The organism is Pseudomonas poae RE*1-1-14 (assembly GCF_000336465.1).
Classification (GTDB): domain Bacteria; phylum Pseudomonadota; class Gammaproteobacteria; order Pseudomonadales; family Pseudomonadaceae; genus Aquipseudomonas; species Aquipseudomonas poae.
The window spans coordinates 1,379,655-1,394,640 of record NC_020209.1 but is presented as its reverse complement, the minus strand read 5'-3'; the positions used below and the strand labels follow the sequence as shown (position 1 = coordinate 1,394,640).

Genomic DNA, 14,986 nt, shown 5'->3' with positions numbered 1-14,986 from the left:
ATATCGGCACTCACCCCATAGCCGTAAGTACCTACGGGCAATAGAAATTACTGATTGAATCTGTCGGGGCGCCTCTAGTAAGCTCGGCACCATCATTCTGGAGAGCAACCATGCTGCCACTCACCCACATTCAGGTCTGCCCTGCCGCCAGCGCCCAGCGCTCGGTCGTGGCTGCCCGCGTGAACGGTTTGAGCGCACGGGTCAGCTTTTATTTTGGGTATTGGTTCAGCCACTGGCGCGCCTGATACCTGAAATCGGCGCCCACTGTTCAAGGGGTCGCCTGCCAGAGAAATCTAACCCCCGGTCGGCTCCCCGACCGGGGGTTTTGTTTTTTCAGCCCTTACCAACTTTGCAAGCACACACAAGGAATCAAGCCATGAACCACGCCACTTATTACCGTTACGACACTTGCACTGCATGGCGATTTAGCCAGCTCCGCTCGGGACAGCCTGCCGCCTCCGATCGGTCACCCGCTGGTGGCAAATCCACACACGTAGCCAATCCGGCCAATTGTCGAACACCCCAGTAGGCCAAGTGCGCGGGAATAGCCCGCCGCTTGCCCAGGAAGCCCTGAATATGAACTCCTCCGTCGCCGCCCTGCCCCTCCACGCCTTGACCTGCGCCAATGAAACCCTGATCCGACGCCTGCCCAGCGCACTTGAGCTCAAGCACCAGTTGCCCCTCAGCCCGTTCCTGAATGAACAGATCCACGCCCATCGCCAAGCCGTGCGCGCCATCCTCAATGGCGAAGACTCACGCTTGCTGGTGATTGTCGGCCCTTGTTCGATCCACGATCCGGAATCGGCCATGGAATACGCCCGCAACCTGAAGAAGCTTGCGCTGGATGTCAGCGATCAGATGCTGCTGGTGATCCGCGCCTACGTCGAGAAACCCCGCACCACCATCGGCTGGAAAGGCCTGGCCTATGACCCGCATCTGGACGGCAGCGATGACATGGCGGCCGGCCTCACGCTGTCGCGCGAGCTGATGCGCGAGATGCTGCGCCTGGGCCTGCCGGTCGCGACCGAGCTACTGCAGCCCATGGCGGCCGGCTACTTCGATGACCTGCTCAGTTGGGTCGCAATTGGAGCGCGCACCACCGAATCGCAGATCCATCGCGAAATGGCCAGCGGCCTGGGCATGCCCGTGGGTTTCAAGAATGGCACCGACGGCGGCGTCGCCATTGCCTGTGACGCGATGCGTTCAGCCGCCCACCCTCATCGCCACTTCGGTGTGGACAGCCAGGGCCACCCGGCGATCATCCAGACGCCGGGCAACCCCGACACCCATCTGGTGTTGCGCGGCGGTCACCGCGGGCCGAACTACGATGCGCAGAATGTGCAACAGGTAAAGCGAGACCTCGCCAACGCCAAGGTGGCCGCGCGGATCATGGTCGATTGCAGCCATGCCAACAGCGGCAAGGACCCGCTGCGTCAGCCGGCCGTGTTCAACGAGGTGCTGGAGCAACGCTTGCAGGGCGACACGTCGCTGATCGGCATGATGCTCGAAAGCCATTTGTTCGAGGGCTGCCAGCCGTTGAGCGCGTCGATGAAATACGGCGTCTCGGTCACCGACGGCTGCCTGGGCTGGACCGCCACCGAGCAGTTGCTGCGCAATGCGGCCGAGCGCTTGCGGGTACCCCGCACACTCGCCTGATCGACAAAGATCGAAGTGCAGGAGGGGCTTGCCCCTCCTGCCGTTGATCGAGCCGCCCCACCATTCGTGACGCTCGCTCAACAGTCCTTTGCGGCATCGGCGGTTTTTCCAACGGAACGACGCGCGGATACTCGACTCCATTGTCCACACCCGTTCAGGAGTCTCTAATGTCCCTCCCTACCCAAAAAGTCCCTGCCTTCGGCCTCGGCACCTTCCGTTTGAAAGGCCAGGTGGTGATCGACTCGGTCAGCACTGGTCTGGAACTGGGCTACCGCGCCATCGACACCGCGCAGATCTACGAGAATGAAGCCGAGGTTGGCCAAGCCATTGCCGACAGCGGCGTGCCGCGTGACGAGCTGTTCATCACCAGCAAGATCTGGGTGTCCAACTTCGCCCAGGGCCACTTGATTCCCAGCCTGCAGGAAAGCCTGCGCAAACTCAAAACCGATTACCTGGACCTGACGCTGATCCACTGGCCGTCACCGGAAAACCAGGTGCCCTTCGCCGAGTTCATGGGCCAGCTGCTGGAAGCCAAGCGCCTGGGCCTGACGCGCCAGATCGGCATCTCCAACTTCACGGTCGACCTGATGAAACAGGCGATTGCCGCCGTGGGCGCGGAAAATATCGCCACCAACCAGATCGAGCTGCACCCCTACCTGCAAAACCGCAAGGTGGTGGAATTCGCCCACGCCAACGATATCCAGATCACCTCGTACATGACCCTGGCCTATGGCGAAGTGCTCAAGGACCCGGTACTCGAGCAAATAGCCGAACGCCATCAAGCCACCCCGGCGCAGGTCGCTTTGGCATGGGCCATGCAACTGGGCCATGCGGTGATTCCATCGTCAACCAAGCGCGCCAACCTGGAGAGCAACCTGAAAGCCCTGCAGTTGACCTTGAGCGCGGACGACATGGCGCAAATTGCCAACCTGGAACGGGGCCATCGCTTGACCAGCCCCAAGAGCATCGCACCCGAGTGGGACTGAACTCAGGCAGCCGGCTTGCGGGACAACTCCCGCAGCCACGGCAACACCCGCAGGCCCCGAGAGGCGCCGGGCGGGTCAATGATGTCCATGAAGTGTTCGAGATTGACCGTGTCCGGCGCACCCGGCAAACGAACCAGCAATGTCGGCGTGGTGCCGGCGGCTGATGCCACGTCCAGATGGTCGTACACCAACACATGACGGGCCTGGGGGTGCGGCCCCCTCGCCTGGGCCGCCAGCCCTGCATTGATGATCAATACATCGAAGGGCTCGGCCGGAATGGCCGTCAGGATCTGGACTTCTTCGAAGGTTTGCACCGGCAGGATGCGGTGATACCCCAACTGATTGAGCATTTTCTCGATGTGCAGTCGTTGCAGGTGCTGTTCATCGGCAATCAGGATGGTCAGTGCTTTATTCGGCATGTCGGGTACCTGCGCAGGCGGAGCTCGTCAGTGAGCAGCGCCCATTTTCCAGACATATCCCGCAGACAAAATCAGGCTTGTTCCCCCTTCGCGTAGGAGTTGTCCCAAACTTACCGAATGGCCATCAAACGCCGTCAAGGCTGATTGCAATAACCACTCAAGCCTCGGTACAGATCGTCAATCGCCACGCCTACCGCCTGTACGGCCGCATCCAGGGCGCTGCGCTCCTGGCTCAGGCAAGCCGTCTCCAACGTGTCGCAGTGCGCGATCAGCACCTGGGCCCTGACCATGCGCGCGCCGCCTTTGACGCGGTGAGCCAGATCATGCAATGCGTGAAAGTCGCGCTCAGTGTGCAGCATCGAAAGCAGCGCGCGGTCAGCCTGCAGGCTGTCGAGCAACGGTGCCAGAAGTTCCAGAAGCGCGGCGCGATCATCCCCGGTCAGCGAGACCAGAGCGCTCAGATCCACCACGAGGTCCGGTTCAGCAGCCGACGGTTGATCGGTGAGCGTGGCCAACGCCGACCGCAAGTCTTCGAGGCCCGCCGGCTTGAACAGGCAACCGTCCATGCCGGCCTGGCGACAGCGTTCGGTTTCTTCAGGTTGCGCATTGGCGGTAAACCCAAGCAGCAGGCATGGCGCCCGGCCGTGTTCGCGTTCATACGCACGAATATCACGCGCCAGTGCGTAACCGTTCTTGAGCGGCATGTTGCAATCGGTGATGACCACATCCGGGGGCGCGGCTTTCCACAGCTCGAACCCTTGGTTGCCTTCCTCGGCAGTGCTGATCCGATGCCCCAGAAAGCTCAATTGCCGCGCCAGCAGCGCGCGGTTGGCCGGATAGTCATCCACCACCAGAATGTCCAATGCCCGAAACGGTTGCGCGCGCGCGACCATCGCCGGGTGCTCGGCGGGCGATATCGCGGTACGGGCCAGCGTCACGAGCAAGTCCACCCGCGTGCCCTTGCCGAGCACGCTGCTCAGGTGCAGTTTGCCCCCCATCATTTCACACAGGTTGCGACTGATCACCAGCCCCAGCCCGGACCCACTGCGCGGCGACTGCTCGCTGTTGCTGCCTTGGATAAATGGGTTGAACAGCCGCTGCTGGTCTTCTGCGCTGATACCGATACCGGCGTCTTCGACCCACAACTTGAACTCCAGTTGGTCTGCATCGCAGGCCGGCGAAACGCTTCCTCCCAACCGCACCAGGCCCTGAGACGTGAACTTGATCGCGTTGCTCAACAGGTTGGAGACCACCTGTTTAAAGCGCAACGGATCAACCAGCACCGGGCAATCCATCAACGGATCCAATTCCACCTGCAGCGCCAGCCCCTTGGAGCGCGCAAGCCCTTCGAACACCCGCGCCACTGACAGCAGCAGTTCATGCACGTTGGCGGGCTCCTGCGCCAGCGAAAGATGCCCGGACTCGATTCTCGCAATGTCCAGAATATCGCCGATCAACTCCAGCATGCCGCGTGATGCCACCGACGCCACCTGCAGGGCATCGCGGTCGGGGCGGCCCTGCTCGGCGTTCGCCAGGGCCAGCTCAATCATGCCAATCACCGCGTTCATGGGCGTGCGAATCTCGTGACTCATGGTCGCCAGAAACGTGGTCTTGGCACGGTTGGCGGCGTCCGCATCTTCCTTGGCCTCCTGCAACTGACCGAGCAAGCGCTGCCGTTCGCTTACATCCACCCAGCCGGCAATCATGCCCACCACATTGTCATCGCCATCGCGGTACGGCAGCATCCATTGGTAAATGGTCAGGACCTTGTCGCCCGGCACCTTGAGGATTCTGTCTTGAATCTGCGGTACGCCGCTGGCCATCAGGCGCATGTAATCCTCATGGAACAGTTGCGCCTGAGGCGGGTTGCCGGTGTCAGTTTCCACGGCGGTCTTGCCGATCACCTCTTCGAGCCTGAAGCCGAACACATCCAGGTACGCGTTGTTGCACGCCATCAATCGTCCCTGGCGATCACGCACGTAAATCGGGTGCGGCGTGCCGTCGATCAATACGCTCATAAAGCGCATCTGGTCGCTCAAGGCACGCTCGGCCTGCACACGCTTGCGGATGAGGCTGCGCAGATAAATCGCCCAGCCCAGGGTGATCACCAGCAGCAGCGCGGCCAGGCCAAATCCCTGCATGATCACATTGCGATGACGCAGCCAGTAACTGTCCTCGATGATGACCTCGTTGCGCCAGTGGCTGATGATTTCATCCATTTCCTGCGGCGTGATACTCAGCAGCGCTTTATCGAGGATCGAAAACAGCTCCAACTGGCTGCGGTTGACCCCAAAGGCGATACGCACCGGGTCCGAGCCGATTGTGCTGGTGACGCGCAAACTGTCGCGGTAAGACCGGGCGATCATAAAGCGCGCACTGAGCAGCGAGTTGACCGCGCCCTCTGCGCCGCCATTGGCCACCAGCGCCAGCGCCTGTTCCGGATTTTCGACGTCCACGAACCGAATCCCCGGGAAATTCTGTGCAATCGTATCGTGCAGGCCACTGCCGCCGATCAGCGCCAGCCGTTTACCCACCATGTCCTCCAACGTCAGCGGGCTGCGCTCTTCGCCACGGGTCACCAGCACCAGCGGGTTGGTCAGGTAGGGCCGGGTGAAACGCACCTTTTCGGCACCCTCGACACTGGGCGTCACCACCGCCAGCATGTCCGCCCCGCCCGCGCTCACCTGGTCGATCTGGCGCGGTATCGAGCGGCCCGGCACCGCATCGAATTTCAGCCCGGTGCGCAAGCTGATACGGGACAGCAACTCGGCGCTCAACCCTTCGAACTGTCCCTGATCATCGATCAGGGACAGCGGCATGAACTGCTCGGGCACCGCGATCTTGACCCGTGGATTTTTCTCCAGCCAACGCTGCTCACTGGCACTCAATTGCAATCGCTCGGCGCCGACGATCCCCAGGTTACCGCCACTCCAGCGGCGCAGGATCTCCATTTGTTCACTGGCCGGTATCGCCGCCAGCGCTGCGTTGATAATCGGCAGCAACTGCTTGTTGTCCCGCGTCAGAGCAAAGGCAAACGGGTTGACTTCCAGGGTGGAAAAGTCCGCCATGCGCACGTTGTTCAAGTGGTTGCGATTGATCAGGTAATTGGTGCTGATGGCATCCCCCAGGTACACATCGGCGCGGCCGAACGCCACCGCGCCGATCGCCTCGAACGTCGAGGAAAACAGCTCCAACCGCGCATCGGGGTAAAAACCGCGCACCCTCTCGGGAGGCAAGTAGTGATAAAGCATCGCCACGCGCTTTCCCGCAAGATCGCTGCTCATCGCCTGGCTCTCACCCGTGCGGGTGACCAGGGTCGGCTGGTCGTTGGCGTAGGCGCGCGACATCACCAGTTGCGGGTCTGCAGCTTCATAGCCATTGGCGGAACCAATGAAGTCCACGGTGCCCTGCTTGAGGGCTTCAATCACTTCATCGCGGGTTTCGTAGGATCGGACCTCGATGGTCACGTTCAGGGCCTGGCTGATCAGCGCCGCAAAATCAGCAGTGATCCCCTGGAACTCACCGTTGTTGTTTGTCAGGTCAAACGGGGCGTAATCGGGGGCGGAAATTCCCATCAGCAACGTGCGCCGCTCACGCAGCCAGCGCCAGTCAGATTCTTTCAATACCGGGGATGGACCATGAAAACTGGAATGCGCCAACAAGCGCAGGGGGGGTGGTTCGTCAGCTGCCGTCGCCGCTATTGGCGGCCAACCCACCAACAGGGTCATGATAAAGGGGCGAATCCTGACGAACCTCATGGGCAGTCAAATCAGTTGATTGCGCTGGGCGAATTTTGCAATGTGCACCACCGATGACATACGCAGCTTCTCCTTGAGGCGCGTTTTGTAGGTACTGATAGTCTTGTGGCTCAACAGCATCTGCTCGGCAATCTGGTTGTTGCCCAGCCCCAGCGCGAGCATGCGCAAAACTTCCAGCTCGCGATCCGACAGCGACTCCACCAGTTGCAGCTCGGTGGATTGCAAGTCGTCACGCCGTACCGAACTGCTCGACAAGCTGGGAAAGCAGCTGTAATTGGACATCACAGCCTTGATTGCCTTTTGCAGCTCGTCCAACTCACCGGTCTTGGCCACAAACCCCATGGCGCCGGCGCGCATGCAGCGGGCAGAAAAAAACTCCGCAAGGGATGCGGTCAATACCAGCATCTTGCACGGCAAGCCCAGTGCCTTGACCCGACTGATCACCTCCAGCCCACCCAGTTTCGGAATGGCCAGGTCGAGGATCATCAAGTCCGGACGACCTTCCCGAGCCTTTTGTACCGCGTCCGCGCCATTGCCCGCCTCGTCGATTTCGGTAAAGCCTTCCTGCTTGAGCAGGAACCGGACGGTTTGGCGGATAAACGGGTGATCATCAACGATTAACGCTTTACTCATAACACTCCCCTGAGACGCAAGTACACTCACACATCACACGGGACGCAGGTACCTGTGAGAAATGACAGTCCCGACCAGCGGCACTGCGCATACTCAACACGGGGTCAAGCCTGGTCCCTTCGATTGAAAGCATTTTCGGATATGCACAGCCGAATCTTCGCTGCCGGATAGCAGTGAGGGCGCAACCTTAGCAACGTAATAACGCCTGGATCGAAGGGATATTCCTGACCAGGCGTAGGACTTATCCTCGCAACGCCTGATGAGGTGGCAATCTGAACGCGCGTTGCGCGCGCCCCGTCAGTCGGTGGTACTCGGGCTCCAGAACGCCTGCACCACCAGGGTCGAGCCGGAAATACGCGCCACCAGCGCGTCCAGCTCGTCACCGTCCACCGAGGTCGCGGCCAGGGTGGCCTCGATCTCCACTTCCTCGCTGCCGAATGGCCGCACATCGATGTCACTGGCCGGGTAGTTGCAGCGCGCCAGCTCGGCTTCCAGCAACACCATCACCGCCTGTTGCTGGCTGCGTCGCGCGATCACGTAGAGGATATTGGTCACCTCGGCGGACACCACATCCAACGGTTGGCGGTTGATGTTATTGACGATCGGCCGCAGCAAGGTATTGGCTGCCAGCACGAACAGGGTTCCCAACAGCGCTTCCAGGATCAGGTCGGCGCCGGCACAGGCGCCCACCGCGGCCGAGCCCCACAGCGTGGCCGCCGTGTTGAGCCCGCGCACATTGCCTTCTTCGCGCATGATCACGCCGGCCCCGAGAAAGCCGATGCCCGAGACCACATAGGCAACCACGCGCACCGCCGCCTGCGCACCACCAAGCCGGCTGGCCATGTCGACAAAAATCGCCGCACCCACCGCCACCAGCACATTGGTACGCAGGCCCGCCGTACGCTGGCGGTACTGGCGTTCAAAGCCAATCAGGCCGCCGAAGATGAACGCCGCCGTCAGACTGACCAGGGTATCGATCAGCGAGTCGAGGTTGATGTTATGGATTGCCTGCATAAAAAATCTCCCTGTCTGCAGCCACAGATTGAAACCGCCCTGCCCCGGTGAGAACGAACTCCCACAGGGGCAGGCAGTGCTGCCAATAAAGTCTTACTGCCAGCCAAACTTGCGGATGTAATAGCCCTTCACTGCCTGGGTCAGCGCCATGTACGCCAGCAGAATCACCGGCAGGAACACGAAGTACAGCGACGGAAGCGCCTGCAGCTTGAAGTAATGTGCCAACGGCCCCATCGGCAGGAAAATCCCCACTGCCATGATCACCACGGTCATCACCATCAACGGCATCGCCGCACGGCTTTGCAGGAACGGAATTTTCGGGGTACGGATCATGTGCACGATCAGCGTCTGGGTCAGCAACCCCACCACGAACCAGCCGGACTGGAACAGGGTCTGGTGATCCGGTGTGTTGGCATCGAACACGTACCACATGAGGGCGAACGTGGTGATGTCGAAGATCGAACTGATCGGCCCGAAGAACAGCATGAAACGCCCCACGTCCCCCGGCTGCCAGCGTTGCGGTTTGGCGAGCATTTCCTCGTCGACGTTATCGAACGGAATTGCGATCTGCGAAATATCGTAGAGCAGGTTCTGTACCAGCAGGTGCATGGGCAGCATCGGCAGGAACGGGATAAACGCGCTGGCCACCAGCACCGAGAACACGTTGCCGAAGTTGGAACTGGCGGTCATCTTGATGTACTTGAGCATGTTGGCGAAGGTACGACGGCCTTCGAGCACGCCCTCCTCGAGGATCATCAGGCTCTTTTCCAGCAGAATGATGTCGGCCGCTTCCTTGGCAATGTCCACCGCGCTGTCCACCGAAATCCCGATATCGGCGGTACGCAGCGCCGGCGCGTCATTGATGCCGTCGCCCATGAACCCGACCACATGCCCGTTGGCCTTGAGCAGGCGCACGATGCGCTCCTTGTGGCTGGGTGTGAGCCGGGCAAATACATTGGTGGTTTCAACCGCCTTGGCCAGCTCGGCGTCGGTCATGTCTTCGATGTCATTGCCCATCAGCAGGCCTTGCTGTTCCAGGCCCACTTCGCGGCAGATCTTGGCGGTGACCAATTCGTTGTCACCGGTGAGCACTTTGACCGCGACGCCGTGGGCCTTGAGCGCCTTCAGCGCAGGCGCTGTGCTTTCCTTGGGTGGATCGAGGAACGCGACATAACCGATCAGGGTCAGGTTGCTTTCATCCGCCAGGCTGTAGGTATCGCGACCCGACGCCATCGGTTGCGCGGCAACCGCCACCACACGCAGGCCTTCTTCGTTGAATGCCGCAGTCACCTGCCGAATGCGTGCCAGCAGCTCGTCGGTCAGCGCTTCGTTAACCTCACCGTGACGCACACTGGTGCACACCGACAGGATCTCCTCCACGGCGCCCTTGCAGATCAACAGGTGCGGCAAGCCTTGCTCGGCGACCACCACCGACATGCGCCGGCGATTGAAGTCGAACGGAATTTCATCGACCTTGTGGAAGGCCGTGCCCACGTTCAACTCGCGGTGCACGTCGACGTGCTCCAGCACCGCCACGTCCAGCAGGTTTTTCAGGCCGGTCTGGTAGTAGCTGTTGAGGTAGGCCATTTCCAGTACGTCGTCGGAATCCTGGCCCCACACATCAACATGGCGCGCCAGGAAAATCTTGTCCTGGGTGAGCGTGCCGGTCTTGTCGGTGCACAGCACGTCCATGGCGCCGAAGTTCTGGATCGCATCCAGGCGCTTGACGATGACCTTCTTGCGCGACAGAAACACCGCCCCTTTGGCCAGGGTGGAGGTGACGATCATCGGCAGCATTTCCGGGGTCAGTCCCACGGCAATCGACAGCGCGAACAACAGCGCTTCGGTCCAGTCGCCCTTAGTGAAACCATTGATGAACAGCACCGCCGGCGCCATCACGAACATGAAGCGGATCAGCAGCCAGCTGACCTTGTTCACGCCATGCTGGAACGATGTGGTAGCACGGTCGGTCGCCGTCACGCGTTGGGCCAGCGCGCCAAAATAGGTGCTGTTGCCGGTCGCCAGGATCACAGCGGTGGCGGCGCCGGACACCACGTTGGTGCCCATGAACAGGATGTTTTCCAGGTCCAGCGGATTGCGCGTCGCGGCGTCCTGCTGCTGCACGAACTTCTCCACCGGCATCGATTCACCGGTCATCGCCGCCTGGCTGACGAACAGGTCCTTGGCCGTGAGCACGCGGCAGTCGGCCGGGATCATGTCGCCGGCCGACAGCACGATAAGGTCGCCCGGCACCAGTTGCTTGATCGGCAGTTCAATACGCTTGGGGGCGTCTCGGCGCAGCACAGTCGCGGTATTGCTCACCATTGCCTTGAGCGCGTCAGCGGCCTTGTTCGACTTGGCCTCCTGCCAGAAGCGCAGCAGGGTCGAGAGCACCACCATGGAGAAGATCACCGTGGCGGCTTTCATGTCCTCGGTCAGCCACGAGATCACCGCCAGCAGGGTCAGCAGCAGGTTGAACGGGTTTTTGTAGCAGTGCCACAGATGCACCCACCATGGCAGCGGCTGCTCATGCTCGACTTCATTGAGGCCGTATTGCACGCGCAGAGCGTCGGCGTCCTGGCTGCTCAGGCCTTCGGCATGGCTGCCCAGCGTGCCGAGCAATTGCGCGGCGTCACTGTTGGCGGCGGCCACCAGGGTTTGCGCCAGGGTCGGCGGGACTTCACGGCTGACGCTGGCGTCGGTCACGGTTTCGAGCATGGCCAGGCGGCGAAAATGCCGGGCGATATGGCGGGTCCGCAGAAAGCCTGCGAAGAACTCTTTGAGCAGAGTGAGTTTCATGGTGTTACTCCTGCGCGAGGTAAAAACCCGTCGTGCAGGTACTGCCCTCTGCACCGCGCCCGTATCACAGGCACAGACAGACGTGGCCCGCCTGCCGTAACAGGCAGGCGCGTCCGTAGCCTCCCACGGTAATGGGTGGCTGGTCAGCGTCGATGAGAGAGGATCGAGGCACGACCAGAACTGGCCGCTACCGGGATGCCGCTTCTCGCTTTTTTGGCGAGACAACGGCATCGAAAAAGAATGCGCGTTACCTTGCCAAGTACGTGCCGGTTAACAAGACCGGCCGACAACTGTCACTCGAACAAGTACCCACTTAGGGTCTCCGCTATTGATGAAAACGCGCGAAGCTTACGCCCCGGTGCCAGCAGAGTAAACCGCAGAAAAGTGTCGAATGGGTGAATACGAAGATTCTTCAGGATGGGTTCAGGAACCGATTTTCAAGCCCCTGATCAATGAAAGCCCTCGCTGACTCCCCGACCTGGCGCTGTGGCGAGCGGGCTTGCCCCGCGTTGGGGTGCGAAGCGCCCCCAATCCAGCAAAACGCGGTGTACCTGATACGGCTGGCGCCTGGTTATGGGGCTGCTGCGCAGCCCAACGCAGGGCAAGCCTGCTCGCCACAGGGAATCCGCGCTTAACTGAAGAGCATTGGCAAGACCTACGCGAGAACACGACATTCCCTATCCAACAATCATTCCCGGCTTATTCCCGTCCAGCAGCGCCCGCCCTCACCCTTCAGCAGCGACTCACTACTGAACAGGGAATATCAGAATGACCATCGGCTCCAACTTCAATTACCCAGCAGACATCGCCTCGCAGTCCCATCGAAAAAAACGCTCCGCAGATAATAAGTGGCGAGCAACCTTCCCGGGCCCGCCGGATTTGTGCTTTGACTATCGCGCCTTGGTAGAGCAGGAAAACGGTGTCGCTCAAGCAACGGACACTCAACATAAAATCTGCATCATCGGTGCAGGCATCACCGGTCTGACAACCGCACGAGAATTACATCGATGCGGTTTTACGAACATCACTGTGATTGAAAAATCCCAACGCATCGGCGGCAGACACCTTACCGCTTTTGGGAAAAACAACACACGCACCTATGGCCGTCCCCCGTTTGAAATGGGGGCAATGAGAATGCCATTCTTCAACACCTCAGATGCCCCCCCTAAAAAGGGTCGCTCGCTCATGGCCTATTACGCTGACGCCTTCGAATTAGTGCATTCAGACTTCCCAAATCCGGGCAGCCCGGCAGTTCGATCAACGGGCATCTACCTCAGGGAAGGCAGCGTTGAAGGGTGTGACGAGCCAACCCTCCTTATATGGAAGAACACCGATGGAAAAACACCGCCCCCTGGAACAGCCTTAAGCACGGTTTTCGCAAAATGGAAAATGTTTGCTGAGCGCATGACCTTAACAGTGTCCGAGCATTATGGCGCAGAACGCTGGGATGACATGTGGGCTGCCATTGTCAAAAAATATGAAGGTATTTCATTCCGGGATTTGGTGAAAATGCCCGCCATCGATACATGGAGGCAAGGTGACCCCGGCAACTTTGGCGGGATGGGTATGAACGCTCAGGAGTCGGCAATTTTTTATGCCATCGGTATTGGTGATGGCAGCTGGGGAGCGTTTTACGACGTCTGTTCGCTTTACCCGCTTCGCACCGCAATATTCGGTTTCAGCAGTCATCTACAGCTGATCCATGGTCGCGTGAATGAGGACGGCACCGCGAAAGATTCCCCTTATTTGAATGCCTTGAAGACCGTCGATTCAAGAGGCCTGCCGTTCAGTAAACCCAGCTATATCGGCCTTGGGGCCCTGGCAGAATCATTACTGTTCATAAAGCCTGGCGAGACTCGGCAATCGCTGTACGAGCATTTGATCGACCATCGGCAAGGCTTACTGACCAGCAGCTCAGTGACAAAACTAAAAAAGTTGAACAGCGGAAAAATACGGGTTTACTACGATTGGAACGTCGCCGATCCAGAGAGGGTGAAAAAAGAATTCATCGACGTTGACTCCGCCGTCATGACACTGCCCTCCTGGCTAATAGAAACACAAATAACACTTGAAAATTTCAATCAGAAAATGCTTCCCTTCGAAATAATATCAGCCTACAAAACGGCTCACTGGGAAACCAGCTGCAAGGTTTATGCGCCGCTTAAAAAATCATTTCTTTCGCAGAATACAACTATCCCGCAAACCATCGTAACCGACAGCCTGATACACGATATATACACTTACCGCTATAACAACAACTACACTTATGATTGCATTTTACTCAGCTACACCTGGGAAGACGACGCCACGAAATTATTATTTTTCAGCGATGAAGAGCTGGTTGAAAAGTGCATAGATGAGCTGGACAGAATCCTTCTGAAATCGACCAACATAAAACAAAAAATTTCTCCTTATATAGCGCGTGAACAGGCTGTCGTTCAGCGCTGGATGAACGACAAGCACTCACTTGGCTGCGCAAAGCTTTATCGCGCGGGCACTTACTACGATGCGGTGAGCCTGATGAAATACAACAGGGATTACTCGCACGCTTCAGGGCTCTACCTGTGCGGTGAGTCGTTTTCGGTAGATGCTGGCTGGACGGAGCCGTGCTTCAGGGGGGCGATAGACACGGTGATCAACCTATGCGCAAAGACCCAAGCGTCCTTCAACGGCGGCTTCACCCTGCAGGATTATCCTGAGTATCGGGTTGAGCGTTAAATCGAAAGAAACGAGCCACAACTCGATAGGAATTGTCTGACTTTTATATAAACACATTGTCGCCTCTTATAAACGCCCAACCATTCCGGTTGTATAACAATAAGAGGCAACACCCATGAGCGAAGCAGCAAGCCCCGCCCGCGTAGCAGTGATCCAGTTTGCCCCCCAGGTCGGCACCGCCAACCACGCCAACAACCTGCGTCAGACCCTGACGTTGGCCACCGAAGCCGCCAATGGTGGCGCCAATCTGATTGTGCTGCCAGAGCTGTCCAATTGTGGCTATTTCTTCACCAGCCGCCAGGACGCCTTCGATCACGCCGAGGCAGTCCCGGAAGGTGCCAGTGTCAAGGCCTGGATGGATTTTGCCAGTCGATATCAGGTGTATCTGGTCGCCGGATTGAGCGAAATAGACGGTACGCAGCTGTTCAATACTGCGGTGCTGCTTGGCCCGGATGGGTTCATCGGTAAATACCGCAAAGCCCATTTATGGAACAGGGAAAAGCTGTGGTTCACCCCAGGCAATACGGGCTTTCCCGTATTTGAAACGCCCATCGGACGCATCGGCTTGCTGATCTGCTGGGATATCTGGTTTCCCGAGGTGCCGCGTATTCTCAGCCAGCAAGGCGCCGACATCATTTGCAGCCTGAACAACTGAGTGTGGACCCCGCCGCCGCTGTTCGATGAGGCGGGCAAATGCATGGCGTCGTACCTGACGATGACAGCCGCCCATGTCAATAACGTATTTATCGCGGCCGCCAGCCGCATTGGCGAAGAACGGGACGCCCGTTACCTCGGCTGCTCGCTGATTGCCGGCACCAATGGCTGGCCGATCGGTGCCATAGCCTCGGCCAATCGCCAGGAAATACTGTTTGCCGACATCGATATCACCAGCGCCCGCAGTGCGCCGATCTGGAACAGCCTCAATGACCTGCAGCGCGACCGACGCTGCGACCTCTACGGTCAGATGCTCGGGTATGCCCAACACCCTGCCCTTCCACGCTGA

At 59.3% G+C, this 14,986-nt stretch carries 9 protein-coding genes and 1 pseudogene; 5 read left to right on the top strand and 5 right to left on the bottom strand.

Annotation, left to right across the window (positions count from 1 at the left end; all coding sequences use genetic code 11):
- The first annotated feature begins 110 nt into the window (after positions 1-110).
- The 3 genes from H045_RS25610 (at position 111) to dkgB (ending at position 2,642) form a co-directional block, all read left to right on the top strand.
- Complete coding sequence (locus H045_RS25610) at positions 111-245, top strand: hypothetical protein (protein WP_256094246.1); 135 nt, start codon at positions 111-113, stop codon at positions 243-245.
- A gap of 331 nt (positions 246-576) precedes the next feature.
- On the top strand, positions 577-1,656 hold the full coding sequence (locus H045_RS06415) for a 3-deoxy-7-phosphoheptulonate synthase (protein WP_015371774.1): 1,080 nt from the start codon (positions 577-579) through the stop codon (positions 1,654-1,656).
- A gap of 167 nt (positions 1,657-1,823) precedes the next feature.
- Positions 1,824-2,642 (top strand): 2,5-didehydrogluconate reductase DkgB, encoded by an 819-nt coding sequence (dkgB, locus tag H045_RS06410; protein ID WP_015371773.1) that lies wholly within the window; start codon positions 1,824-1,826, stop codon positions 2,640-2,642.
- Positions 2,643-2,644: 2 nt separating this feature from the next.
- Here the strand turns inward: dkgB and H045_RS06405 are convergent, their stop codons facing one another.
- From H045_RS06405 to mgtA, 5 genes are all read right to left on the bottom strand, one after another.
- Positions 2,645-3,061, bottom strand: coding sequence for an ANTAR domain-containing protein (locus H045_RS06405; protein ID WP_003232784.1), 417 nt, complete (start codon positions 3,059-3,061; stop codon positions 2,645-2,647).
- A gap of 134 nt (positions 3,062-3,195) precedes the next feature.
- Positions 3,196-6,789, bottom strand: coding sequence for a transporter substrate-binding domain-containing protein (locus H045_RS06400; protein ID WP_015371772.1), 3,594 nt, complete (start codon positions 6,787-6,789; stop codon positions 3,196-3,198).
- A gap of 36 nt (positions 6,790-6,825) precedes the next feature.
- Positions 6,826-7,452 carry a response regulator transcription factor gene (locus tag H045_RS06395; RefSeq protein WP_003232786.1) on the bottom strand — a complete coding sequence of 209 codons (627 nt, stop codon included), beginning with the start codon at positions 7,450-7,452 and terminating at the stop codon, positions 6,826-6,828.
- A gap of 297 nt (positions 7,453-7,749) precedes the next feature.
- Entirely contained in the window at positions 7,750-8,466 is a 717-nt protein-coding gene (locus H045_RS06390; RefSeq protein WP_015371771.1) for an MgtC/SapB family protein, read from the bottom strand.
- A 93-nt stretch (positions 8,467-8,559) separates the two neighbouring features.
- Entirely contained in the window at positions 8,560-11,265 is a 2,706-nt protein-coding gene (gene mgtA, locus H045_RS06385) for a magnesium-translocating P-type ATPase (RefSeq protein WP_003232788.1), read from the bottom strand.
- Positions 11,266-12,033: 768 nt separating this feature from the next.
- Between mgtA and H045_RS06380 the strand changes: the two genes are divergently transcribed.
- Together H045_RS06380 and H045_RS06375 are read left to right on the top strand one after the other, a co-directional pair.
- Positions 12,034-13,983: a flavin monoamine oxidase family protein gene (locus tag H045_RS06380; protein ID WP_015371770.1), complete on the top strand. Its 1,950-nt coding sequence runs from the start codon at positions 12,034-12,036 to the stop codon at positions 13,981-13,983.
- Between the two features lie 115 nt (positions 13,984-14,098).
- Positions 14,099-14,986, top strand: a pseudogene (locus H045_RS06375) (nitrilase family protein).